Source organism: Fuscibacter oryzae (assembly GCF_016765795.1).
GTDB classification, from domain to species: domain Bacteria; phylum Pseudomonadota; class Alphaproteobacteria; order Rhodobacterales; family Rhodobacteraceae; genus Fuscibacter; species Fuscibacter oryzae.
Genome location: NZ_JAESVP010000003.1, coordinates 23,892 through 49,180, shown reverse-complemented (window position 1 = coordinate 49,180; position 25,289 = coordinate 23,892). Strand labels below are relative to the sequence as shown.

Below are 25,289 nucleotides of genomic sequence, written 5' to 3'. Positions count from 1 at the left end.
TCAAGGGCACCTGTCCTAATGCGCGGCCTGCTTGCCGGTGACCATGGACCACAGCGGGCCAATCACCCGCGTTGCCAGCGGGATCAGCAGCAGCCCCAACCCCAGCCCCAGCACGCCATCACAGGCCGCCGTCACCGCCCAAGCCACAAAGCCGGGCGCGACCGGCACGGCAGTTGCAACCGTTTCCGCCAGATGATGAATCGCCTCATATGGCGCGGGCCAAAGATGCGTCACCTCAAGCCCGTGCAGGATGATGCTGCCGCCCACCCACAGCATCGCCGCCGTGCCCACAACTGACAGGACCGCCATCAGCCTGGGCATCGCCAGCACCAACCCCCGCCCCAAGGCGCGCGCGGCCCTGGTGCGTGCGGTCGCAGCCAGATGCAGACCCACATCATCCATCTTCACGATCAGCGCCACCGCGCCGTAAACCGCCACGGTGATCAGCGTGCCGACGATGGCCAGCGTCACCGCATCCATCCAGAATCCGCTTTCGGGAATCGCCGCCAATGCGATGGTCATGATTTCCGCCGACAGGATGAAATCGGTCTTGATGGCGCCTGCCACCTTTTCCTCTTCCAGATGGGCGGGGTCTTTTGTGTCGAAATCTTCCTCGACCTCTTCATCGGCATGGGGGGCAAGGGCGTGAAACACCTTTTCCGCGCCTTCAAAACACAGATAGGCCCCGCCCAGCATCAGCATCGGCGTGATCACCCAAGGGGCTGCCCAATCCAGCAGCAACAGCGCGGGCAACAGCACGATAAGCTTGTTCTTCAGGCTGCCAAGGGCAATCCGCCAGATGATCGGCAGCTCTCGCTTGGCCTCGAACCCATGAACATATTTCGGCGTCACCGCCGCGTCGTCGATGACCACGCCCGCAGCCTTGGCCCCGGCCTTTGCCGCCGCAGCCGCGATGTCTTCGACCGAAGCCGCCGCCACCTTGGCAATCGCCGCCACATCATCCAACAGCGCCAACAGCCCGCTCATGCCATGCCCCTTTGCAACCGCAACGGCAGAATAGTGATGGCTGGGGCCCAAGGAAAAGGCGCATGTTAGCGCAAAACCCCAATGTTCGCGCTAACACATTGAAAAACATTCATTTTTATTCTTTGCGGACGCAGCATCCTTCGTTATCTGCAAGGCGTGGATTCGATTGGAGCGCGCGTCATGACCATTACCATCGGCATCAACGGTTTCGGCCGGATCGGGCGCTGCACGCTGGCGCATATCGCGGAATCGAACCGCAACGACGTTCAGGTCGTGGCCGTCAACGCGACAGGCCCGATTGAGACCAACGCCCATCTGCTGAAATACGACTCGGTCCATGGCCGGTTTCCGGGCATGGTCAAGGTCAAGGACAACACCCTTGATCTGGGCCGCGGCCCGATCCGCGTGATGTCCACCTACAACCCCGAAGAGCTGGATTGGGAAGGTGTTGACGTGGTGCTGGAATGCACCGGCAAGTTCAACGACCGCGACAAGGCCGCCGTTCACCTGACACGCGGGGCAAAGCGGGTTCTGGTTTCGGCCCCCGCCAAACGCGCCGACAAGACCGTGGTTTACGGCGTGAACCATCGCCAGTTGGGGCTGGAACATCTGGTGGTGTCGAACGCCTCCTGCACCACCAACTGTCTTGCGCCTCTGGCCAAGGTGCTGAACGACGCCATCGGCATCGAATCGGGCATCATGACCACGATCCACAGCTATACCGGTGATCAGCCCACGCTGGACCGCCGCCACAAAGACCTTTACCGCGCCCGTGCCGCTGCCATGGCGATGATCCCCACCTCGACCGGCGCCGGCAAGGCGATTGGTGAGGTGCTGCCGGAACTGGCAGGCAAACTGGACGGGTCCGCGATCCGCGTGCCGACCCCGAATGTCTCGGCGGTGGACCTGACCTTCGTGGCGGGCAAGGATGTGACCGTGGAAGACGTGAACGAGATCGTCCGCGAGGCGGCAGCGGGCTATATGGGCATGGTTCTGTCCTATGACCCCGAGCCGAAGGTTTCGATCGACTTCAACCACACCACCCATTCGTCGATCTTTGCCCCAGACCAGACCAAGGTGGTGGGCAAGCGTACCGTGCGCGTGCTGGCCTGGTATGACAACGAATGGGGCTTTTCCTGCCGTATGGCCGATGTGGCCGGTGTCATGGGCCGCCTGCTGGCCTGACCCCGATGACCCATGACACCGGCGCGGATTGAGATGCCCGCGCCGGGGGCCTAGGCAAATCGTACACCTGCTTTGGAGATGTACGATGAAATTCCTGTTCCCCCTTGCCTTAGCCACCGCTGCCGCCACCCTGCCCACCGCATCGCATGCCGCGACCGAACTGGTTTTGAACGGCGGGTTTGAATATGAAATGGGCGGCTGGTCCTGCAACCCCAGCGGCGGTTGCCAGATCGACAACACGGTCTCGGCCCATAGTGGCGTTCTTGGAATGCTGCTACAGAACAACGACGGCGCATCCGTTCTGAGCCAAAGCTTCGAAACCGTGGTCGGTGCGGTCTATAACCTTTCCTTCTGGGTGAAATTGACCGAACAGCCATCCTCGGAAAACGCCGTCTGGTGGTCTGCGGGCGATGTGATCGCGAGCGAGATTGCCGGCATCTCCGGCAACTTTGCCCAGATCATCGCACAATTCACCGCCACGTCGGACACGACGACTCTGGCGTTTTTCGCCCATACCGCCAACGGCTCCCTTGCGCTGGATGATATCTCGGTGACGGAAGGCGCGCTTCCGCCTTCGCCCGTGCCCCTACCCGCCTCGGCCATGCTGCTGGGCATGGGTCTGACGGGCCTTGCCGCCTTGCGCCGCCGCGCCCGGTCGTGATCTAGTATCCTGACCCCCGGCGGCAATCGGGCCATCGGGGGTTTTCGGGTTTACTGCATGTCGCTTCGCGCTTTTCTGATCCTTTTCGCCGGGGTCGCCGCCCTGATCGCGGCGGATACCTTTCTGAACCACGGGGCCGCCCTGCTGTTCCTGCTGCGGAAACTGGCCGATTTCGTGGAATATCTGTCCTTCTGGCGCTGAACTGTGCAAACTGACGTTGATCGTCACGCTATTTTCGTGATGTTAGCGCTAGCAATAAGCCCGCGCGAGTCGCGCCGGGGCATCAGGAGGGTCCAATGGCAGTCAAGGTGGCAATCAACGGATTTGGCCGGATCGGCCGCAATGTCCTGCGCGGCATTATCGAGTCGGGCCGCACCGATATTGAGGTGGTCGCGATCAACGATCTGGGGCCAGTCGAAACCAACGCGCATCTGCTGCGGTTTGACTCGGTTCATGGCCGCTTTCCGGGTCAGGTGACCACTGGTCCCGACTGGATCGATGCGGGCCGTGGCCCGATCCGCGTGACCTCGCTGCGCAATCCGGCAGAACTGCCGTGGAGCGATGTTGACGTGGTGATGGAATGCACCGGCATCTTCACCTCCAAGGAAAAGTGCCTGCCGCATCTGGAAAACGGGTCAAAGCGGGTGCTGATCTCGGCCCCCGGTGACAATGCCGACAAGACCATCGTGTATGGCGTGAACCACGGCACGCTGACCAAGGATGATCTGGTCGTTTCGAACGCCTCTTGCACCACCAACTGCCTGTCGCCGGTGGCCAAGGTGCTGCATGATGTCATCGGCATCGAAAAGGGCATGATGACCACGATCCACAGCTATACCGGCGACCAGCCGACGCTGGATACGATGCACAAGGATCTTTACCGTGGCCGCGCCGCCGCGCTGTCGATGATCCCCACCTCGACCGGGGCGGCCAAGGCCGTGGGTCTGGTGCTGCCGGAACTGAAGGGCAAGCTGGATGGCTTCGCCATCCGCGTCCCAACCCCGAACGTCTCGGTGGTGGATCTGAAGTTCTTCGCCAAGCGCGCCACCAGCGTGGAAGAGATCAACGCGGCGATCAAGGCGGCGGCGACCTCTGGCCCGTTGAAGGGCATTCTGGGCTATACCGAGTTCAAGAACGTCTCGTCCGACTTCAACCATGACCCGCATTCCTCGGTCTTCCACATGGACCAGACCAAGGTGATGGACGGCACCTTCTGCTCGATCCTGTCGTGGTATGACAACGAATGGGGCTTCTCGAACCGCATGGCCGATACGGCTGTGGCGATGGGCAAGCTGATCTGACCCACGTTACATCGGAACAATAACGGGCGCCCTCGGGCGCCCGTTTCATTTTATGATATACCCATGCTCCATACGCATAGCGGAAAGACTGCATTCGCAGTTGTTAGCGCCACCACTTACCCCATATTCTGCATGCGCGAAAAAGGTGAGGGCCAATACGGGACCTCCGGTCGCAGAAGAAAAGGAAGAACCGATGAAATCGTTTGTTGCCCAGATCCGTGAAGAAGCCACCAAGCGCGCCCTCTATCGCCGTACCCGCGATGAGATTGCTTCGATGAGCCGCGCCGAAGCGCTGGACCTTGGCATTTTCCCCGAAGATGCCGCCAAGATTGCGCATCAGGCCGTGTACGGCTGATCGCTTGCAGATATGGCATGACGTCAGGGGGCCACGCGGCCCCCTTTTTGTTTTCTAGCCGACGATCTTCGCCCCACGCCGGAACCGGGCGGCATTTTCCTGATAATGTTCGGCCGAATGCAGCAGCCGCTCTTTCGCTGCCGCATCCAGTTCGCGCACCACCTTGCCGGGGCTGCCCATCACCAGCGAGCCGGCAGGAATTTCCTTTTTCTCGGTGATCAGCGCGCAGGCGCCCACAAGGCTGCCCGCACCAATCACAGCCCCGTTCAGCACCGTCGCCCCCATGCCGATCAGGCTGCCGTCACGAATGGTACAGCCGTGCAACATCGCCTTGTGCCCGATGGTGCAATTGGTCCCGATGGTCAGCGGAAAGCCAATGTCGGTGTGCAAGACACTGTTTTCCTGAATATTTGTGCCTTCACCAACGATAATCGGTTCATTGTCCCCGCGTAAAACCGCGCCATACCAGATGTTCGCGCGCGGCCCAACATAGACGCGACCAATCAGCACGGCGGTGGGCGCGACCCAGGCGCTGGGGTCAATCTCGGGGGCAATGCCGTCCAGTTCGATGATCATCTCGCCTCAAACTCCCGGTTCAGGCCGCGCACGAAATCGGCCAGCGCGGGCTGACGGTCGCGGCGCAGGCGTTCTGCTTCAAGAATGGTCGTCAACTCATTGAAGGCATTATCAATATCGCGGTTGACGATCACATAGTCATATTCCGCCCAATGGCTGATCTCGCTTTGCGATTTCGCCATCCGCCCCGCAATCACCTCTTCACTGTCCTGCGCCCGGCCCCGCAGCCGGGATTCCAGCTCGGCGATCGAGGGCGGCAGGACAAAGATCGACACCACATCACGCCCCAGCGCGGAATTCCTGATCTGCTGCCCACCCTGCCAGTCGATGTCAAAAAGGGTGTCGCGCCCCACTTTCATCGCCTGTTCTACCGGGCCGCGCGGGCTGCCGTAGAAATTGCCGAACACCTCGGCATGTTCCAGCATGTCGCCGGATTGCACCATGGCCCCAAAGGCTTCGCGCGTCTTGAAGTAATACTCCCGCCCGTCTTCCTCACCCGGCCTGGGTGCACGGGTGGTGGCGGAAACCGAAAAGCGCAAGGTGGTATCCCAGGCCATCAACCGCCGCGCCAGCGTCGATTTTCCCGCGCCAGAGGGCGAAGAAAGGATAAGCAGAAGACCACGACGGGGATGGGATTGGGTCATGGTCATTCCACGTTCTGAACCTGTTCGCGCATCTGATCCACCACCGTTTTCAGGTCAAGCCCGATCCGCGTCAGCGCCAAGGACTGCGCCTTGGAGCAGAGCGTATTCGCCTCGCGCATGAATTCCTGCATCAGAAAATCGAACTTGCGGCCAACCTGCCCCGGCTCGGCCAGCAGGGCGCGGGCGGCGGCGACATGGGCAGCCAGCCGGTCCAGTTCCTCCTGCACGTCGGTCTTGACCGCGATCAGCGCCAGTTCCTGCGCCAGCCGCGCCTCATCCACCGCATCGGTAGTGGCCAACACTCGGGTCACCGCGTCGCGCAAAGCCACGCCACCAGCCTCGCGGCGCAGGGCAGCCTCGCGGCCCGCATCGGCCACCAGTGCGGCGATCTGCTCCAGTTGCCCGGCGATCACCGTGTGCAGCACCGCCCCTTCGGCGGCGCGCATGGCCTGAAACCCGGCAAGCAACTCCGGCAGATCGGCCAGCAGGGCCGCGCGCAAAGGGGCGGTATCCTGATCGGCCACCGCCTGATCCAGCACACCGCGCACCGCCAGCACATCAGCCGCCGTTCCTTGCGCCAGCGTGACACCCGCAGCCATCGCAGCCTGCTCCACCTGCCCCAGCGCCACCAGAACCTGCGCCAGTACCGGCGCGTTGACCCGCAGCCCCTCCGCCCCGTCGGTCGCACCGTCACGCACCACCTTCAGCGACAGGCTGACATTGCCGCGCTGCAAGGCGCGCGCCAGTTCCCCCCGCAGTGCCAGCTCCAGCCCGTCAACCCAGTCGGGCAGCCGCAACCGCAGATCCAGCCCCTTGCCGTTGACCGACCGGATGTCCCAGGCCCAGGAATGGCCCACGCCTTGCCCCTTGCGGGCGGAAAATCCGGTCATCGACAGGGTCATGGCAGCTCCTTTGGGTGTTTACCATTTGATAAGATTACAGGCGAAACTGCCAAGGCTCGGGTGTATTAATATGTTGGTAACAAGTACTGCGGCAGGATTAACCATCCGCGCCGGAACAGTGAAGCGGAGCGCGCGATGGACCTGACATTCCCCGGATCGGAACGCAAGGCAATGACCAACACCTCCCCCCTGATCCAACAGGTCCGCGCCTATTGGGAGGCGCTGCGCGACGGGACGCACCTGCCCGCCCGCACATTGGTTGATCCGCGCGGCCTGTCAGGCGCGTTGGAACATACCTTCCTGCTGGAACAGATCGCACCCGGTATGGCCAGATTTCGGTTGGCCGGAATGCATTTTTTCGACCTGATGGGGATGGAGGTCAAGGGAATGCCGCTGTCGGCACTGATCACCCCGGCCTCTCGGGACCGTCTGGCGCAAGATATGGGTCAGCTTTTTGCCGGTCGCGCCATCCTTGATCTGTGGCTGGAGGCAGAGCGCGGGCTTGGCCTGCCTGCGTTGAAGGGACGGATGATCCTGCTGCCGATCACCGGCACCAACGGGCAGCCCGACATGGCGCTGGGATGCCTTGAGACACAGGGCGAGACTGGTCGCAAACCGCGCCGCTTCGGCATCGCCCAAATTGTGCAGGAACCTATCCTGCAAACAAAGCCAGAGGTCAGCGCGCAGCCGATCCTTGGGCTGGCCGAAAGTCAGGCCCCCTTTACACCCACCGCTGGCCGCCCCCATCTGCGCCTTGTGCATTCACGCGACTGACATGAAAAAAGGCGGCCCGCCAGGACCGCCTTTCTCAACACTTCCGGCCCTTTAGAGCGCGACGCGGCGCGCGCCTTCGCGCTGTGCTTGCAGTTCTTCGGCGACAAGGAACGCCAGTTCCAGCGACTGGCTGGCATTCAGGCGCGGATCGCAGGCGGTGTGGTAACGGTCCGACAGATCCTCATCCGAAACGGCGCGCAGGCCGCCGGTGCATTCGGTCACATCCTGACCCGTCATCTCGAAATGCACACCGCCGGGGATCGTGCCCTCAGCCTTGTGGATACCGAAAAATTCACGAACCTCACGCAGCACCGAGTCAAACGGTCGTGTCTTGTAACCCGACGCCGCCTTGATGGTATTGCCGTGCATCGGGTCGCAGGACCAGACGACATTCGCCCCCTCTTCCTGCACCGCCTTGATCAGGCGCGGCAGGTTGTCACCCACCTTGCCCGCACCAAAGCGCGCGATCAGCGTCAGACGCCCCGCCTCATTCGCGGGGTTCAGCTTGGCCATCAGCACCTTGAGGTCGTCCGCCGTGGTGGTCGGGCCGCATTTCAGGCCGATGGGGTTCAGAACCCCACGGCAGAATTCGACATGCGCGCCATCGGGCTGACGGGTGCGGTCGCCGATCCAGATCATGTGGCCAGAGCCTGCCACGTTCTGGCCGGTGATCGAATCGACGCGGCACAGCGCCTCTTCGTATTCCAGCAGCAGCGCTTCGTGGCTGGTGTAGAAGTCGACCTGGCTCAGATTTTGCGAGGTGTCGGAATTGATGCCGGCCGCATTCATGAAATCCAGCGCATCGGAAATGCGGTTGGAAATTTCGCGGTAGCGTTCTGCCTTGTCATGTTCGGCAAAACCCAGCGTCCAGCTATGCACGCGGTGAATATCGGCAAAACCGCCGGTGCTGAAAGCACGCAGCAGGTTCAGGCTGGCTGCGGCCTGAGTATAGGCCTGCAACATCCGCGCCGGATCGGGAATGCGGGCATCGGCAGTGAAATCAAAGCCGTTGATGATATCGCCGCGATAGCTGGGCAGCTCAACGCCCCCCACAACCTCGGTGCCCGCCGAACGCGGCTTGGCGAACTGGCCGGCCATGCGGCCCACCTTGATCACCGGAACCTTGGCGCCATAGGTCAGCACGACCGCCATTTGCAGCATCACGCGGAAAGTGTCGCGGATGTTGTCGGCGCTGAATTCGGCAAAGCTTTCGGCGCAGTCTCCGCCTTGCAGCAGGAACGCCTTGCCTTCTGCCGCCAGGGCCAGTTGCTTTTTCAGCTTGCGCGCCTCACCGGCAAAGACCAGCGGGGGATATTTGGCCAGTTGCGCCTCAACAGCATTCAGCGATGCAGCATCCGGATACTCCGGCATCTGCACCCGCGGCTTTGCGCGCCAGTCCGACTTTGCCCAACCCTTGGTCATGGGGGCCTCCCCTACGTTAGCGGTATCGTCGGGGGATATACGGAAATAAGGTCGGAATGCAAAGGGTGATCGAAGAATTTGATCATCCGGGGGCCTTGCGGAACATCGATATTCCTGTTTCCCTGCCATGAATCCGACATTTCAGGTCGCAAGATGCCCACGCCATTGCCTGCCAACGCCATCAAGGCCACCCAGTCGGCCAAAGTCGCCACGGTGCGCCGCTTTGTGTTCCTGTTGTTGGAGCGGTTCACCCTGCTGTCCTTTGCAGGCGCGGTCGAACCGTTGCGGATTGCCAACCGCGTTGCCGGCAAGCCGCTTTATTCCTGGGTTCTGGCTGGAGAAGGCGGGCCAGGTGCATATGTCACCTGCTCCAACGGCGCGGCCTTCCGGCTGGACATCGGGCTGGATGAGATCGAGCGCGACGATACCTTGCTGGTCTGCGGCGGCATCGACGTTCAGCGCGCCACCACGCGCGGCGTGCTGAACTGGCTGCGACGCGAGTCGCGGCGCGGCGTGACGGTGGGCGGCCTGTGTACGGGGGCCTATACCGTGGCCAAGGCCGGGCTGCTGGACGGCAAGAAGGCGACGATCCACTGGGAAAACCAGGATGGCTTCATCGAAGAGTTCGAGCATGTCCGCCTGACGAAATCGGTGTTCGTGATGGACGGAAACCGTTGGTCCACCGCCGGCGGCACCTCGTCGCTGGATCTGATGCTGAAGGTGATCGCGGCGGATCATGGCGAAGACCTTGCCAATACGGTGGCCGACCAGTTGATCTATTCCACCATCCGCACCGATCAGGACACCCAGCGCCTGTCGATTCCCACCCGGATCGGCGTGCGTCACCCCAAACTTTCACAGGTCATCCAGATGATGGAAGGCAACATCGAAGACCCGATGTCGCCCTCGGACCTTGCAGAAGAGGTCGGCATGTCCACCCGGCAGCTGGAACGCCTGTTCCGCCGCTACCTCAACCGCAGCCCCAAGCGGTATTATATGGAACTGCGGCTGCAAAAGGCGCGCAACCTGTTGATGCAGACGGATATGAGCGTGATCAACGTCGCCTTGGCCTGCGGCTTTGCCAGCCCGTCGCACTTTTCGAAATGCTACCGCAGCCATTACAATACCACCCCTTACCGCGAACGCGGCACGCAGGGCCTGCCGGGCACGGCGGGAATTGGGGTGCGCCTATCGATCTAGTGGCGGCGCGGATCAACCAAAGGGCGAATGACGCCCCGGAATCCCAAGAAAACAAACAAGAAATGATGCCTTGGCCCAACTGTCGCCAAGGCCTTTCTTTTTCCAAACGGTCAGACTAGGCTCCGCTCAGGGTTACGATCCAACACGGGAGACAACAATGAAAAAACTGCTTCTTGCCTCGGTCGCCATGTCGGCGATGTCGGGCGCAGCTATGGCTGAAGATGTGAAACTGGGCGTTCTGATCGGCTTTACCGGCGCCATCGAATCGCTGACCCCGCAGATGGCTGCGGCGGCTGAACTGGCGATGGCCGAAGTGAATGCTTCGGGCAAAGCGGCCAATGGCTGGAACTTTGTTTCGGTGCGCGGCGACACCACCTGCACCGACGCTGCGGTTGCGCAGGCCTCGGCAGAGCGCATGGTTACGGCTGATGGCGTCAAAGGCATCATCGGCGGCGACTGCTCGGGTGTGACCCGTGCCGTGCTGCAAAACGTCGCGCGCCCCAATGGCATCGTGATGATTTCGCCCTCGGCAACCTCGCCCGCGCTGTCCACTGACGAAGATGACGGGCTGTTCTTCCGCACCGCCCCGTCGGATGCCCGCGAAGGCGAAGTAGTTGCCGACATCCTGCTGGAACATGGCGTCAAGTCGATCGCGCTGACCTATACTAACACCGACTTCGGCAAGGGCCAGTCCGAGTTCATCTCGAAGTTCTTCACCGAAAAGGGTGGCAAGGTCACAATCAACGCCAGCCATGACGACGGCAAGGCCGACTATTCGGCCGAGGTCGCGGCATTGGCAGCCGCAGGCGGCGACATTCTGGTCGTGGCCGGCTATCTGGATCAGGGCGGCAAGGGCATCATTCAAGCCTCGCTCGACTCGGGCGCGTTCAGCACCTTCTACCTGCCCGGCGGCATGATCGGCGATTCGCTGCCCCTGGCCATTGGCCCTGCCCTGGACGGGTCTTATGGCGACATCGCTTCGTCCGACGCGGATGGCAACGCCGTGCTGAAAGACATCTCGTCCAAACTGGCGACACCGTTCGACAGCACCTCGTCCTACGCTTCGGAATCCTATGATGCTGCGGCGCTGATCATGCTGGCCATGCAGGCCGCCGGATCGACCGACCCCAAGGTTTACAAGGACAAGGTGATGGAAATCGCCAATGGTCCGGCTGATGGTTCGGGCGAAAAGATCAACCCCGGCGAGTTGGGCAAGGCGCTCGAGCTGATCGCCGCTGGCAAGGCGATCAACTATGAAGGTGCAACCGGTGTGAACTTTGTCGGCAACGGCGAAGCCGCTGGCCGCTATAAGGAAATCGTCGTCAAGGACAGCAAGAACGAGACGGTGAAGTACCACTAAGCGGTCTCGGAACGCAGAGTAAGGCGCGGCCCGGGGTTGACCTCGGGCCGCGCCCATTCATAAAGCCGCCCGCCTTTGGAACCCGATTCCAAAGGGACAGAGGCGGCAGACAGGGGATAGAATGATCAGGGTCGAAAACCTTCACAGGCATTTCGGCGGCTTTCATGCCGTTGATGGCGCCTCGTTGAAAATTCGCGCGGGGTCGATCACCGGGCTGATAGGCCCGAACGGCGCGGGGAAAACCACGCTGTTTAACGTGATCGCCGGCCGCCTGCCGCCAACATCGGGCAAGGTTTTCATGGCAGGCGAAGACATAACCGGCCTGCCGCCACATGAATTGTTCGGCAAGGGCCTACTGCGCACCTTCCAGATTGCGCATGAATTCGGCTCGATGACGGTTCGCGAAAACCTGATGATGGTTCCGGCGGCCCAATCGGGCGAAAGCCTGTTGAATGCCATTTTCAACCGCAGCCGCGTGCGCGACGAAGAGGCTCGTATCCGCGACAAGGCCGATGAGGTGCTGGAGTTTCTGACGATCAGCCATCTGGCCGACCAGAAAGCCTCAATGATCTCTGGCGGGCAGAAAAAGCTGCTGGAGCTGGGCCGTACCATGATGGTCGATGCCAGGATCGTCTTTCTGGACGAGGTGGGCGCAGGCGTGAACCGCACCCTGCTGAATACCATCGGCGACGCCATCGTGCGCCTGAACAAGGAACGCGGCTATACCTTCTGCGTCATTGAACATGACATGGATTTCATAGCCCGCATCTGCGACCCGGTGATCTGCATGGCCGAGGGCAAGGTTCTGGCCGAAGGCACCGTCGATCAGGTCAAGAATGATGAGCGCGTGATCGAGGCCTATCTGGGCACGGGCTTGAAAAACAAGGTAAAAGAGGAGGCAGCGCATGGCTGACCCCTTCCTGATCGGTGATGGCATGACCGGCGGTTATGGCCCGGTCGATATCCTGCACAATTGTACGATCTCGGTCGAAAAGGGCCAGATCGCGGTGATCGTCGGCCCCAATGGCGCAGGCAAATCCACCGCGATGAAGGCTGTCTTCGGCATGCTGAACCTGCGCGGCGGCGCCGTGCGGCTGAACGGCGAAGACATCACCCGCCTGACCCCGCAGGCCCGCGTGCGCAAGGGCATGGGGTTCGTGCCGCAGACCCACAACATATTCACCTCGATGACGGTCGAGGAAAACCTGGAAATGGGCGCCTTCATCCGCACCGACGACACGATCCGCGACACGATCGAACAGATTTACACGCTGTTCCCGATCCTGAAGCAAAAACGCAATCAGGCGGCGGGCGAACTGTCTGGCGGGCAGCGCCAGCAGGTGGCCGTGGGGCGCGCACTGATGACGCAACCCTCGGTTCTGATGCTGGACGAACCCACCGCAGGCGTTTCGCCCATCGTGATGGACGAATTGTTCGACCGCATCATCGAGATCGCCCGCACTGGCATTTCCATCCTGATGGTCGAACAGAACGCGCGTCAAGCGCTGGAGATTGCCGACAAGGGCTATGTGCTGGTCCAAGGCGCAAACCGTTTCACCGACACCGGCAAGGCCCTGATGGCCGACCCCGAAGTCCGCCGTTCGTTCCTGGGGGGCTGAGGCCATGGATATTCTCAACGCCTTTGTGGCTTTCCTCAACTTCGTCTTCGTGCCGGGCCTTGCCTATGGCAGCCAGTTGGCGCTTGGCGCTTTGGGCGTGACACTGATTTTCGGTGTCTTGCGGTTTTCCAACTTTGCCCATGGCGACACCATGGCCTTTGGCACCGCCTTTGTGATCCTGTTCACCTGGTGGTTCAAATCGATGGGCATTTCCGCCGGGCCCCTGCCAACGGCCCTTCTGGCCCTGCCCTTCGGGATTGCGGTTACCGCCGCCTTTGTTCTCGGAACGGACCGGGTGGTCTATCGCTTTTACCGACAGAAAAAAGCAGCCCCGATCATCCTTGTCATCGCCTCGGCCGGGGTGATGTTCGTGATGAACGGGCTGGTGCGTATGATCATCGGCACCGAGGAACAGAACTTTGCCGATGGCGCGCGGTTCCTGCTGGAACCCAAGGCGTTCAAGGAATGGTCTGGTCTGGCCGAGCCACTGGCAATCAAATCGACCGCAGCCGTCACAGTGGTTGTCGCCGCGATCTGCGTGGCGGCGCTGTTCTGGTTCCTGCAACGCACCCGCACCGGAAAATCGATGCGGGCCTTTTCGGATAACGAGGATCTGGCGCTGCTGTCGGGCATCAACCCCGACCGGGTGGTGCAGGTGACATGGATCATCGCAGCGGCGCTGGCGGTGATTGCGGGCACGCTTTACGGCCTTGATAAAAGCTATCGCCCCTTCATCTACTTTACCCTGCTGCTGCCGATCTTTGCGGCGGCGGTGGTGGGGGGCCTTGGCTCGCCCCTGGGGGCGATTGCGGGCGGCTATATCATCGCCTTTTCCGAGGTGATCTTTACCAATGCCTGGAAAAAGGTTGCGGGCTATCTGCTGCCCGCCGACTGGCTGGGCGACGGTTTGTTGCAGGCCCTGTCCACCGATTACAAATCGGCGGTCAGCTTTTCCATCCTGATCATCGTGCTGATCTTCATGCCGACCGGCATCTTCAAGGGGAAGTGACATGAGCCAATATCGCACCCCGATCCTGTTTGGCGGCGTGGCGCTGCTGTTCATCCTGACCGGCGTTCTGCAAAGCTGGAACCTGTCGCTGTCGATCCTGACCATGGGCCTTTTATCGGCCATCATGGCCATGGGTGTGAACATGCAATGGGGTTATGCCGGACTGTTTTCGACCGGCATCGTCGGCTCTGTCGCACTCGGCGGCTTGGGCGTTGTGCTGGTCGCGGCCAAGCCCGCGCCAGAGGGGCTGGCCGCCGGTGGCTGGGGCATTGTCGCAGCCCTGATCTTTGCCGCCGTTGGCATCGTGGCGGCGGTTCTGGCCTGGCCCCGGATGAAACCGGGCCGGATGCGGGCGGCTTTGCTGGTGGTCTATCTGATCGTGCTGTTCTGGGTTTACCGCACGATTCTTGACCCCGCCGTTACCGCGGTTGAGGCGAATGATCCGACCCGCGCCGGCAACATCGGGGGTCTGGGATGGAATGCCATCCTCGGCTGGCCGGTCGGCGCACTGTTTGCCGGGCTGGCCGCCTGGATCATCGGCAAGATCGCCTTGGGCCTGCGCACGGATTACCTAGCCATCGCCACCTTGGGCATTGCCGAAATCGTGCTGATGGTCCTGAAAAACGAAGACTGGCTGGCGCGCGGCGTCAAGAACCTTGGCATCGAATCGCGCCCCTGGCCCGTGCCTTACGAGGTTGATTTGCAGGTCGCGCCCTGGTTCCTGACCATCGTGCAGGATTGGGGGCTGAACCCCACCACCGCCTCAACCATTCTGGTCAAGCTTTTGTATTGCGGGCTGTTCACGCTGGTTCTGCTGGCACTGGTCTGGATGAGCGAGCGCGCGCTGCACAGCCCCTGGGGCCGGATGATGCGTGCGATCCGCGACAATGAGGTGTCTGCCGCCGCCATGGGCAAGAACGTCACCCGTCGCCATTTGCAGATCTTCATCATCGGCAGCGCGGTGGTCGGTCTGGCGGGCGCGATGATGACCTCGATGGATGGGCAGATCAGCCCCGGCTCGTATCAGCCGCTGCGCTATACCTTCCTGATCTGGATCATGGTCATCGTGGGCGGGTCGGGGAACAACTGGGGTTCGGTGCTGGGCGGGTTGCTGATCGGCTGGCTGTATCTGGCGGTGGAGTTTCTGGGGCCGGGCATTCTGCGCCATGTCGTCTCGGTGCTGCCGTTCCCGGTGACCGAAGATAGCCTAAAGGATATCTCGGCCCATACACGGCTGATAACGCTGGGGGTGGTGTTGCTGATGGTCTTGCGCTTTTCGCCCAAAGGGCTGCTGCCAGAGAGATAGGCACCTGCCCAATGACGATGGCAAAGGCCCGCGCACCCGCGCGGGCCTTTGGCTTTACGGGGGGGCAATTCGCCACTTGCGACATATCTTGTCGCAAAATCGTATGACCACCCTGCCCCCGCCCCGCAATGTCGCGGCCAAGATTTGCAGGAGTTTCCCCCATGAAAACCCATACCCGCGTTCTGGTCATCGGCGGCGGCGTCGTCGGCTGTTCGGTTTTGTATCACCTGACCAAGCTCGGCTGGTCCGACGTGATGCTGGTCGAACGGTCAGAGCTGACCTCTGGGTCCACCTGGCACGCGGCGGGCGGCTTTCACACGCTGAACGGCGACACCAACATGGCCGCCCTGCAGGGCTATACCATCCGGCTTTACAAAGAGCTGGAGGCGATCACCGGCATGTCCTGCGGGCTGCACCATGTGGGCGGCATCACGCTGGCCGACAATCAGGCGCGGTTTGACCAGTTGAAGGCCGAACGTGCCAAGCACCGCTATATGGGGCTGGATACCGAGATCCTCGGGCCGGAAGAGATCAACAAGTTCACCGACGGCATGGTCAACCTGGAAGGCATCATCGGCGCGCTTTATGATCCCTTGGACGGTCACCTCGACCCTTCGGGCACCACCCACGCCTATGCCAAGGCCGCGCGGATGGGCGGGGCCGAGATCGTGCTGCACAACCGCGTTCTGGAAACCAATCCGCGCCCCGATGGGTCGTGGGAGGTGGTGACCGAAAAGGGTACCATCATTGCCGAGCATCTGGTGAACGCGGGCGGGTTGTGGGCGCGGGAGATCGGCGCGATGGCCGGGGTTTACCTGCCGCTGCTGCCAATGGCGCACCAGTATCTGGTGACTGACGACATCCCCGAAATCATGGATATCCTGAAATCTGGCCGCGAATTCCCGCATGTGATGGACCCCGGCGGGGAATCCTACCTGCGGCAGGAAGGCCGGGGCCTGTGCATCGGGTTCTACGAAAAACCCTGCGAGCCGTGGTCGGTAGACGGCACGCCGTGGGATTTCGGCCATGAGCTGCTGAACGAGCAGTTCGACAAGATCGAAGACTCGGTGAACTTCGCCTATCGCCGCTTCCCCGTGCTGGAACGCACCGGGGTCAAGCGCGTGATCCACGGGCCGTTCACCTTTGCCCCTGATGGCAACCCGCTGATCGGGCCGGTTCCGGGCCTGCGCAACTATTGGTCGGCCTGCGCCGTGATGGCGGGCTTCTCTCAGGGCGGTGGCATGGGTCTGGCACTGGCGCAATGGATGATCGAGGGCGAGGTTGAACGCGACCCGCGCGGCTTTGATGTCAGCCGGTTCGGCAACTGGACCAGCCCCGGTTACACCGTGCCCAAGGTCATCGAAAACTATCAGATGCGCTTCAACGTGTCTTACCCGAACGAGGAACGCCCGGCCGCCCGCCCGTTCCGCACCACGCCGATGTATGAGGTGTTCGACAAGATGAACGCCGTCTGGGGCCAGCAATACGGGCTGGAAGTGGTGAACTACCACGCCTTGCCCGGCCAGCCGCGCTATGAAGAGCCGACCTTCAAACGCTCGAACGCATGGGAGGCGACCAGCCAAGAGGTCCGCGCCGTGCGCGAGGGTGTGGGCATCAACGAATTGCAGAACTTCGGCAAATATCTGGTCAAAGGGGCTGGCGCGCGGGCCTGGCTGGACCGGATCATGGCGGGGGCCATTCCGAAACCGGGCCGCCTGTCGCTGACCCCGATGTTGGCCCATTCCGGCAAGATCATCGGTGACTTTACCGTTTCCTGTCTGTCGGAAACCGAACTCCAACTGACCGCCAGCTATGGCGGCCAGGGCTGGCATCAGCGTTGGTTTGAACAAAACCTTGATGCAGGCGTGACGATTGAAAACGTGTCGGACACGCGCAGCGGGTTCCAGATCGCCGGCCCTGCGGCGCGCGATCTGTTGGCGAAATGCACCCGCAGCGATGTGTCGGGTGCGGCGTTCAAGTTCATGGATGTGAAGCGGATGACCGTGGGCATGGCCAACTGCATCGTGCAGCGCGTCAGCTATACCGCCGATCTGGGGTATGAGATCTATTGCGACAACATGTCGGTGCGCCACCTGTGGGACATCCTGTCGGAAAACGGCAAGGATCTGGGCCTGCGCCCCTTCGGGATGCGCGCGATGATGTCGCTGCGTCTGGACAAATGGTTCGGAAGCTGGGGCCGTGAGTTCAGCCCCGATTATACCCCCGCCGAAACCGGGCTTGACCGCTTCATCCGCTGGAACAAGGAAAGCGACTGGATCGGCAAGGCCGCCGCGACTGCCGAAAAGGCATCGGGGCCAAAGCGCAAGCTGGTTTCCTTCATCGTCGATGCAAAGGATGCCGATGTGGTGGCATGGGAGCCGATCTGGCTGAACGGCGCGGTCGTGGGCTTCTGCACCTCGGGCGGGTTCAGCCACTGGACCAACAAATCGGTCGCCATGGGCTTCCTGCCCGCTGATGCGGTGCAGGACGGTCTGGAATGCGAGATCGAAATTCTGGGCGAGCGCCGCAAGGCCACCGTCCACCTTGCCCCGCTGTGGGACGGCGACGGCGCGCGGATGCGCGGCTGACCAAAAGGGGGCGCTTGCGCCCCCTTTTCTTTTACGGCTGACTGGGCCGCATGACCCTTCGCCCAATCCCCCATATCCTGATCCTGGCTGCCGGCGCTTCTTCCCGCATGGCGCCGCGCGACAAACTGCTGGAGCAGATTGATGGCCAGCCCCTGATCGCGCGCAGTCTGCGCATCGCGCTGGCCACCGGACTGCCGGTCACAATGGCCCTGCCGCCCGACCGCCCCGACCGCTGGCGGGCGATCGAGGGGATGGGCGGTGACCGTGTAACCGTGGAACGCGCCCGCGACGGTATGGCCGAAAGCCTGAAGAAGGGGCTGGCGGCCATACCCCCCGACGCGCCGGTTCTGCTGCTGCTGGCCGATCTGCCGGAACTGGAAACCGCCGACCTTCTGGCCGTTGCCGGGGCCGACCCCGATTTCATCCAGCGCGGCGCAACCCAAAGCGGCCAACCCGGCCACCCGGTTCTTCTGCCCGCATGGCTGCGGCCCGAACTTAACCTGCTGACCGGGGACGAGGGCGCGCGCGCGCTGTTTCAGCGCCACAAGGGCCAGCTCCGGCTGGTTCCCCTGCCCGACAACCGCGCCCTGACCGACCTTGATACACCCGAAGACTGGGCTCGCTGGCGCGCCTTACGCCACCAGTAGCACCCGCGCCTCATGTGCCCTGAGCGACAGCCGTGCCGCAGGAAAAGCCACCTCGGCCACAGGCAGGTCGGGGAACAGCGCCAGAATTTCACTGGCTTGCTCGGCCTCCATGCCATCCAGCATCCGCTGCGCAGGCTGGAAACTTTCACTCCATGCGCCGTCGGCACAAACAATCTCATGCCCGTCAAACAGGATGTGAACATAGGTCACACCCTGCGGAAACACCGGCTCCACCCCCGCCAACCGCGTCAGATGGGTTGCAGCCACCAGAACCTCTGCCTCGCCGAACAGCATTTCGGCGCGCGGCCCCTCGATCAGCATCCGGTGCTGAGGGGAAACCATCATGTCACGCACCGGCAGGCCGTGGCCCAGCGCACCCGTCGCAATGCGGATCGGGCAAAGCTGTGGCCGCGCAACCAGATTGGCCACCGTCAGCACCCGGCTTCCGGCCCAGACCAACGGCTGGAACCCGTTGTCTCGCGTCAGGATCAGGTCGCCAGCGCGCAGATCTTGCACCGCAACCTCGCCATGGTCGGTTACAATCCGGGTACCGGGGGTAAAGCAGGGGATGACCTTCTCGATATTCGAGAACTGCATCGACCCCAGCACCGCTCCGTTCTGGTCAAGGAACTGGACGATGCCGTTTTCGGGGTTGTTCTGGTCATAGATGACATTGGTAAGCCGCCAGCCCCAGTTTGACAGGTCCAGCACGTCATGGTCGCCGGTGTTCTCACCGCCATCGACCACATCCCCGATGCTGCCGCCATAAATCTGGTCGTTGCCCTGCCCGCCATAGATCGTGTCGGCCCCATTGCCGCCATAGAACACGTCATTGCCTGTGCCGCCGTCCAACAGGTCATTGCCGGTGCCGCCGATCAGCGTGTCATTGTCAGCACCACCAAAAAGCTGATCGTCGCCGCCCTTACCGTCCAGCAGATCATTGCCAGCGCCACCATAAAAGATGTTGGTGAACAGGTCACCGACCGTCCCCTGGCCGTCATATCCGGTCAGCACATCATCAAAGGCAGAGCCGACCAGCCCATCAACGCCCATCAGGACATCGCCAGCCGCATCGCCCCCCGATCCTGTTCCTGTGTCCAGATTGACCGTGACCCCAGCGGAAGAGGCCGAGTAGTCGGCATAGTCCTGGCCCTGCCCCCCCGAAAGGGTATCAGCGCCCGCGCCACCAACCAGTGTATCGTCGCCATTGCCCCCGCTCAGGCTGTCGCTGCCAAGACCGCCATACAGCAGATCCGCGCCATCACCACCCAGCAGCGAGTCATCACCGTCACCACCCGACAGCGTGTCGTTCCCCGCGTCGCCCAGCAGACTGTCGTTGCCGGTGCCTCCGAACAACTGGTCATTGCCGTCGCCACCAGACAGCGTGTCATTTCCGGCATCGCCCAGAAGGCTGTCGTTGCCCAACCCGCCGAACAGCTGGTCATTGCCGTCACCACCCGACAGCGTGTCATCGCCATCGTCGCCAGACAGGGAATCGTTGCCCAGATCGCCGTTCAGGCTGTCATTGCCGGTGCCGCCCGACAGCGTGTCATCGCCGTCCCCGCCAAACAGGACATCATTGCCAGCTTCACCCAGCAAGCTGTCGCTGCCCGCGCCTCCGAACAGGCGGTCATTACCATCCCCGCCCGACAGCGTGTCGTTCCCCGCATCGCCCAGCAGGCTGTCGTTGCCGATCCCGCCGAACAACTGGTCATTGCCGTCGCCACCCGACAGCGTGTCATCGCCATCGTCGCCCAGCAGACTGTCGTTGCCCAGATCGCCGTTCAGGCTGTCATTGCCGGTGCCGCCCGACAGCGTGTCGTTCCCCGCATCGCCCAGCAGGCTGTCGTTGCCGATCCCGCCGAACAACTGGTCATTGCCGTCGCCACCAGACAGCGTGTCATCGCCATCGTCGCCAGACAGGGAATCGTTGCCCAGATCGCCGCTCAGGCTGTCATTGCCGGTGCCGCCCGACAATGTGTCATCGCCGTCACCGCCAGAAAGCGTGTCGTTCCCGGCGTCACCCAGCAGACTGTCATTGCCGGTGCCTCCGAACAGACGGTCATTACCATCCCCGCCCGACAGCGTGTCATTGCCAGCGTCGCCCAGCAGGCTGTCGTTGCCCAGCCCTCCGAACAGCTGGTCATTGCCATCACCACCCGACAGCGTGTCATCGCCATCGTCACCCGACAGGGTGTCATTCCCGACATCGCCGCTCAGGCTGTCATTGCCGGTGCCACCCGAAAGGGAATCGTTGCCGTCGCCACCCGACAGCGTGTCATTTCCGGCGTCCCCCGACAGGGTATCATTGCCCAGACCGCCCAAAAGGGAATCGTTGCCGTCGCCGCCCGACAGCGTGTCATCGCCATCATCGCCAGAGAGCGTGTCGTTGCCAGCGTCACCCAGCAGGCTGTCGTTGCCCAGCCCACCGAACAATTGGTCATTGCCGTCGCCCCCCGACAGCGAATCATTGCCGTCGCCGCCATAGAGGAGGTCATTGCCCAACCCGCCCGACAGGGTGTCATTTCCGCCTGCTTCCGCCGCGATATTGAGTGGCTGGGTGTTGACGTAATACTCGTAATAGAACCCTGATGTCGCGCCATTGGTGTTCGTGCCCGTCGCCAGCACGGCCACCGAGGTATAGGGCACGTTGATTACCAGCGAACCGACCGCCGTCGGATTGGCTGTTGTGCCCGTTGAGCGATAGATCTGCCCCGAGGCGTTCACCCCATAGGTAGATGCGCCGCTGAAGGTGACTGTGCCATTGGCAATCGCGGTATTCAGGTTGATGGTCACACCATCAATCTGGATCGTCATGAATTCGGTCGTGTCGACCCCGTTGAACAGGATCTGCCCGCCGCTTACCTGTGACGAGGCCGTGTGGGTATGCGTCTCGGTGGAATCGCCGTTGCCGATGCGGAACCCGGTCACGCCGGTGTTGGTGCCGGTCGTCAGGTCATTGTCGTTGGAAACGCTTCGCACCGCAAAGTTGGGGCGCCCCGACGTGCCGGTGACCGTCTGGGTTGCGGTCGTAACCTTGGTGTAAGAGGCGGTATAGGTGGTGCCTGCTCCAGCGGCACCGCCATAGATCACATCGTCGCCGGCGCCGCCCTCCAGGCTGTCATTGCCTGAACCGCCGTCAATCGTGTCATTCTCGGTGCCACCATCAACCGTGTCGCTGCCATATCCGGCCGAAATGGAATCGTTGCCCGCCCCGCCGAAAACAATGTCATTGCCAAGGCCAGAGCTGACCGTATCGTCCCCTGCACCGGCGCGGATATAGTCTCCATTTCCGGTCGTGCCGCTATATCCGGTGGCGTCATTGGCATCGACCCGGTCGCCGCCCACGTCACCGACATAGCTTGTGTCGATCAGATCGTTGCCAGCGGTGCCATCAACAATACCGTCACCGGTAAAGGCGGCGCCCGCCTCGTAATTCATGCCATAGACGCCCAACGGATCGTTGGTGTCGAAATCGTTTGCGGCATAGGTGGCCAAGAAGGTGGCGTTGCCCGACCCCTCCAACAGCGTCTGTGTTACCCCGTTGGAAAACCCGGCGGTCGCGTTTCCAGCATAGCCGTTGGTGTAATTGATGTGATCGTAGATGTAATCGACACTGAAATCCCCGCCGCCCGTGGCGGTAAGGACGACCTGAAAACTGTTCGTCCCGGTGCCCTGATAGGGCGCGACGTTCAGCCAGGTAATGGTGACCTTGCCGCTTGCCGGATCAAGATCCCAATAGATGTCACCGCCTTTGCTGATATCGGCATCGGTCCAGAACGGCGCCAAGGCAGGCTGGTTCAGCGTGGTCAGCGCAGCGGGCGTGTAAGCGGTAACACCCGACTGGAACGTGATCAGACCATTGGTGCTGATATAGATAGAGCTGTAGCCGGTGCCATTGATGTTCGCCCCCGTCGATCCAAAGACCGACGAGATGTTCACATTCACATAGCCATCGTCCAGGCTGCCGGTGACGGTCGAGGTCTTGAAGGACTGCTCGCCATATCCGGCGGTTCCCCCCAGACCTGAATTCATCGTCGCCATGCACCACACCCCCACCACTTGGCGATGCGGCACGGGTCGGGCCTCGCCCTTTTCCGCTGCTCCGATACGCCGCAATCACCTCTACAGAACGGAATTTACCGTGCATTGGTGAACAAAGCGGGGCGCAATTCGGGCGCGCGAGGTCATCGCTACGGGAGTTTATGTTTAAATTTAGGCACCCGTCCTAACAGGTCAGACAATCTGTCAGACAGACAGAAGCACCCGCGCCTCGCGTCCGCGCAAGGACATGCGGGCTGCCGGATAGGCACAAGATTGATCAATATCTGGAAACAGTTCCAGAATTTCGTCGCGCTGCGCCTCATCCATGCTGTCCAGCGTCGCGGTGCCGGGCTGGAAACTTTCCGACCAGGTGCCATCGGCCAGAATGATCTCGTGCTGGTCGAACATCAGGTGAATGTAGCTGACGCCCGCCACCACGCTGCGGTCGATCCCTGGCAGGCCAACCATGTGCAGCGCCGCCACCAGAACCTCTCCCACGCCAAACAGCAGTTCTGTGCGGTGCCCTGCCACCAGCATTCGGTGCTGCGGGCTGACCGCCATATCCCGCTCTGGCAGGCCCGCCCCCAATGCGCCTTGCGCAATCCGCACCGGCAGAAATTCGGGGCGCACCAGCAGGTCAATCTGCGACAGATCGCGGCGCCCCGCCCAACGGATCGGCTGCAAACCATGATCGCGCGTCATCACACGGTCGCCCGGCCCCAGCTTTTCAACCGGAACCTCTCCGCGTTCGGTCAAGATCAGGGTGCCCGGCGTAAAGCAGGCAATCACCTGCTCGATATCAGAAAACCGCAGCGTGCCGGTCACATTGCCATCGTGATCCAGAAACTCGACAACGCCGTTTTCATGGTTATTCGGGTCATAAATGACGCGGGTGCCCGGCTGGCCCGACTGCCGCAGGTCCAGCACGTCATAATCGTCGCCGGTCGAGCCGCCATCGACACCATCGCCAACGCCGCCATAAAACAGGTCGCGCCCCTCGCCACCATACATCGCATCGGCACCGGCGCCGCCGGTCAGCGTGTCATGCCCGTCCTCGCCCTTCAGCAGATCGTTGCCCAGATCGCCCGACAACTGATCATCGCCCGCGCCACCGCGCAGCGTATCGTCGCCGTCATCCCCAAAGGCCTTGTCGTTGCCGTCGCCCGCCACAACCGAGTCATTCCCCGCACCGGCGCGGATCACATCATCATTGTTGCCAAAGATGTTGTCATTGCCATCCACCACGTCGCCCTGTGGATCGCCGGTATAGCTGGCGTCGATCGTGTCATCACCCGCCGTGCCCTCGACGATGTAATCGGGCGGCTGGATCAGTGCGCCGTCGGCGTAAATATGCTCGATGTTTGTAAAACTCATCGAGGTGCCATCAAGGAAGGTCACCAGCCCGTTTTCGGGCGCGAAGGCATCGAACTGAACGTGCTGCACGCCCGTCACATACAGAGTGTCATCGTCGGTACCGGTCAGCGTTGTTTCGCCACCATCAACAATATCGCCCGACCCGGCATAGAAAGCGTCGGCGTCATCCTCGCCCAGCATGGTATCGGCACCGGCATCGCCATAGAAGGTGTCGTTACCATCGGCACCCTGCATATGATCATCGCCATCGCCGCCATAGATCAGGTCAGACTCGCCCGACCCGGTGATGATGTCATTGCCTGCGCCGCCATAAACCGAATCGTTGCCATAACCACCAAACATATGGTCGGCCCCGTCGCCGCCATACACACGGTCATTGCCCATGCCGCCATAGGTGGAATCGTCACCCGCACCGCCATAAACAAAGTCATTGCCAATATCGCCGCGGATAAAGTCATCGCCGTCGCCCGCGATCACCGTATCGTTGCCGATGTCGCCCTGCATATAGTCGTTGCCCGACCCGCCAATCAGGGAATCGTCACCGGCACCGCCATAGATGAAATCATCATCCGCGCCGCCATCAACCGTGTCATTGCCCCCGGCGGCGAAAATCTCATCCGTGCCGGCACTGCCAGAAAACAGATCACTGCCTTCGCTACCGTTGATGAAATCGTGGCCACCGCCTGCATAAACCGTGACGCCATCGGCCAAACCAGAAGCGTTGATCGTGTCATCGCCATCGGTGGACACAACTGCCTCGATCTGGCTGAAAACACCGCCCGCGCCACCGGCAAAACCGAAACTGCCGCTTTCCGCGCCGGTAAAGCCGATATTCACACCCGCGCCAGTATCCCCGATCAGGGTAAGCACATCGTGGTCGCCCGGCTCTTCGCCGCCTTCGACCATGACATAGCTGGCCGAGGCCGCGATCAGAAAGCTGTCATTGCCTGTGCCGCCATACTGGCTGTCCAGCCCAGAGCCATAGCTGCCACCAGTCAGGAACGTGTCATCGCCCGCGCCACCGAAAAGCTGGTTGTCACCGCCACCGCCTGCAAGAGTGTCATTGCCGCCATAGGCGTCAATCAGGTCGTTGTCGCCCGTGCCCTGCAAGGTATCATTGCCGCCAGAGCCGGTGATCGTTGACATGACGCACTCTCCAAACACGAATGGCGCCGTCGCCAAAAATGCGGTCCGGCGGCCTTCGACACTTAACCGCCTCGCGGGGTCATCCTTCAAAAAAGTCAGCCCCGGCAAAGGGGCAAAACCGGGCAATTATCGCTAAAACAATAGCCATCTTGCGGCTTTGCGAATAGGGCGTATTTTCAGAAAATATCC

The 25,289-nt window shown here is 61.8% G+C and carries 21 protein-coding genes; 14 read left to right on the top strand and 7 right to left on the bottom strand.

Annotated features, from left to right (window positions below):
* Window positions 1-15 precede the first annotated feature (15 nt).
* Window positions 16-987, bottom strand: coding sequence for a DUF808 domain-containing protein (locus tag JI744_RS06165; protein ID WP_202658837.1), 972 nt, complete (start codon window positions 985-987; stop codon window positions 16-18).
* Window positions 988-1,167: 180 nt separating this feature from the next.
* On the opposite strand from JI744_RS06165, the gene gap (JI744_RS06160) reads away from it, so the two are divergent.
* From gap (JI744_RS06160) to JI744_RS06140, 5 genes are all read left to right on the top strand, one after another.
* Window positions 1,168-2,172 (top strand): type I glyceraldehyde-3-phosphate dehydrogenase, encoded by a 1,005-nt coding sequence (gap, locus tag JI744_RS06160; RefSeq protein ID WP_202658836.1) that lies wholly within the window; start codon window positions 1,168-1,170, stop codon window positions 2,170-2,172.
* Window positions 2,173-2,257: 85 nt separating this feature from the next.
* Complete coding sequence (locus JI744_RS06155; RefSeq protein WP_202658835.1) at window positions 2,258-2,833, top strand: carbohydrate binding domain-containing protein; 576 nt, start codon at window positions 2,258-2,260, stop codon at window positions 2,831-2,833.
* Window positions 2,834-2,890: 57 nt separating this feature from the next.
* A complete protein-coding gene (locus JI744_RS06150; protein ID WP_202658834.1) occupies window positions 2,891-3,034 on the top strand; it encodes a hypothetical protein in 144 nt (47 codons plus the stop codon).
* A gap of 95 nt (window positions 3,035-3,129) precedes the next feature.
* Window positions 3,130-4,134: a type I glyceraldehyde-3-phosphate dehydrogenase gene (gene gap, locus JI744_RS06145; RefSeq protein ID WP_202658833.1), complete on the top strand. Its 1,005-nt coding sequence runs from the start codon at window positions 3,130-3,132 to the stop codon at window positions 4,132-4,134.
* A gap of 193 nt (window positions 4,135-4,327) precedes the next feature.
* Window positions 4,328-4,489 (top strand): DUF1127 domain-containing protein, encoded by a 162-nt coding sequence (locus tag JI744_RS06140; RefSeq protein ID WP_202658832.1) that lies wholly within the window; start codon window positions 4,328-4,330, stop codon window positions 4,487-4,489.
* A 54-nt stretch (window positions 4,490-4,543) separates the two neighbouring features.
* Here the strand turns inward: JI744_RS06140 and JI744_RS06135 are convergent, their stop codons facing one another.
* The 3 genes from JI744_RS06135 to JI744_RS06125 are packed head-to-tail and all read right to left on the bottom strand — an operon-like array spanning window position 4,544 to window position 6,611.
* Entirely contained in the window at window positions 4,544-5,065 is a 522-nt protein-coding gene (locus JI744_RS06135) for a gamma carbonic anhydrase family protein (RefSeq protein ID WP_202658831.1), read from the bottom strand.
* On the bottom strand, window positions 5,062-5,709 hold the full coding sequence (gmk, locus tag JI744_RS06130) for a guanylate kinase (RefSeq protein WP_407927512.1): 648 nt from the start codon (window positions 5,707-5,709) through the stop codon (window positions 5,062-5,064). The genes JI744_RS06135 and gmk overlap by 4 nt, the downstream gene beginning before the upstream one ends.
* A 2-nt stretch (window positions 5,710-5,711) precedes the next feature.
* Window positions 5,712-6,611 carry a YicC/YloC family endoribonuclease gene (locus tag JI744_RS06125; protein WP_202658829.1) on the bottom strand — a complete coding sequence of 300 codons (900 nt, stop codon included), beginning with the start codon at window positions 6,609-6,611 and terminating at the stop codon, window positions 5,712-5,714.
* Between the two features lie 135 nt (window positions 6,612-6,746).
* On the opposite strand from JI744_RS06125, the gene JI744_RS06120 reads away from it, so the two are divergent.
* A complete protein-coding gene (locus JI744_RS06120; RefSeq protein WP_202658828.1) occupies window positions 6,747-7,385 on the top strand; it encodes a PAS domain-containing protein in 639 nt (212 codons plus the stop codon).
* A 51-nt stretch (window positions 7,386-7,436) separates the two neighbouring features.
* Here the strand turns inward: JI744_RS06120 and JI744_RS06115 are convergent, their stop codons facing one another.
* Window positions 7,437-8,807 carry a class II 3-deoxy-7-phosphoheptulonate synthase gene (locus JI744_RS06115; protein ID WP_202658827.1) on the bottom strand — a complete coding sequence of 457 codons (1,371 nt, stop codon included), beginning with the start codon at window positions 8,805-8,807 and terminating at the stop codon, window positions 7,437-7,439.
* A 153-nt stretch (window positions 8,808-8,960) separates the two neighbouring features.
* Between JI744_RS06115 and JI744_RS06110 the strand changes: the two genes are divergently transcribed.
* From JI744_RS06110 to JI744_RS06075, 8 genes are all read left to right on the top strand, one after another.
* Window positions 8,961-10,007 (top strand): GlxA family transcriptional regulator, encoded by a 1,047-nt coding sequence (locus JI744_RS06110; RefSeq protein WP_202658826.1) that lies wholly within the window; start codon window positions 8,961-8,963, stop codon window positions 10,005-10,007.
* 157 nt (window positions 10,008-10,164) lie between these two features.
* The gene (locus tag JI744_RS06105) at window positions 10,165-11,367 is read left to right on the top strand and encodes an ABC transporter substrate-binding protein (protein WP_202658825.1); all 1,203 of its coding nucleotides are present in this window, start codon (window positions 10,165-10,167) and stop codon (window positions 11,365-11,367) included.
* A 121-nt stretch (window positions 11,368-11,488) separates the two neighbouring features.
* Entirely contained in the window at window positions 11,489-12,280 is a 792-nt protein-coding gene (locus JI744_RS06100) for an ABC transporter ATP-binding protein (RefSeq protein WP_202658824.1), read from the top strand.
* On the top strand, window positions 12,273-12,986 hold the full coding sequence (locus JI744_RS06095) for an ABC transporter ATP-binding protein (RefSeq protein ID WP_202658823.1): 714 nt from the start codon (window positions 12,273-12,275) through the stop codon (window positions 12,984-12,986). Before JI744_RS06100 ends, JI744_RS06095 begins: the two co-directional genes overlap by 8 nt.
* 4 nt (window positions 12,987-12,990) lie before the next feature.
* Window positions 12,991-13,995 (top strand): branched-chain amino acid ABC transporter permease, encoded by a 1,005-nt coding sequence (locus JI744_RS06090; protein WP_202658822.1) that lies wholly within the window; start codon window positions 12,991-12,993, stop codon window positions 13,993-13,995.
* Window position 13,996: 1 nt separating this feature from the next.
* Complete coding sequence (locus JI744_RS06085) at window positions 13,997-15,301, top strand: branched-chain amino acid ABC transporter permease (protein ID WP_202658821.1); 1,305 nt, start codon at window positions 13,997-13,999, stop codon at window positions 15,299-15,301.
* A 161-nt stretch (window positions 15,302-15,462) separates the two neighbouring features.
* Window positions 15,463-17,889 carry a GcvT family protein gene (locus tag JI744_RS06080; protein ID WP_202658820.1) on the top strand — a complete coding sequence of 809 codons (2,427 nt, stop codon included), beginning with the start codon at window positions 15,463-15,465 and terminating at the stop codon, window positions 17,887-17,889.
* Window positions 17,890-17,939: 50 nt separating this feature from the next.
* A complete protein-coding gene (locus JI744_RS06075) occupies window positions 17,940-18,536 on the top strand; it encodes a nucleotidyltransferase family protein (RefSeq protein WP_202658819.1) in 597 nt (198 codons plus the stop codon).
* Here the strand turns inward: JI744_RS06075 and JI744_RS06070 are convergent.
* Window positions 18,522-22,580, bottom strand: a complete 4,059-nt coding sequence (locus tag JI744_RS06070) for a Hint domain-containing protein (protein WP_202658818.1) — start codon at window positions 22,578-22,580, stop codon at window positions 18,522-18,524. The two genes, JI744_RS06075 and JI744_RS06070, sit on opposite strands and share 15 nt — an antisense overlap.
* Before the next feature lie 204 nt (window positions 22,581-22,784).
* Window positions 22,785-25,100 carry a Hint domain-containing protein gene (locus JI744_RS19080; protein ID WP_268885776.1) on the bottom strand — a complete coding sequence of 772 codons (2,316 nt, stop codon included), beginning with the start codon at window positions 25,098-25,100 and terminating at the stop codon, window positions 22,785-22,787.
* Window positions 25,101-25,289 lie beyond the last annotated feature (189 nt).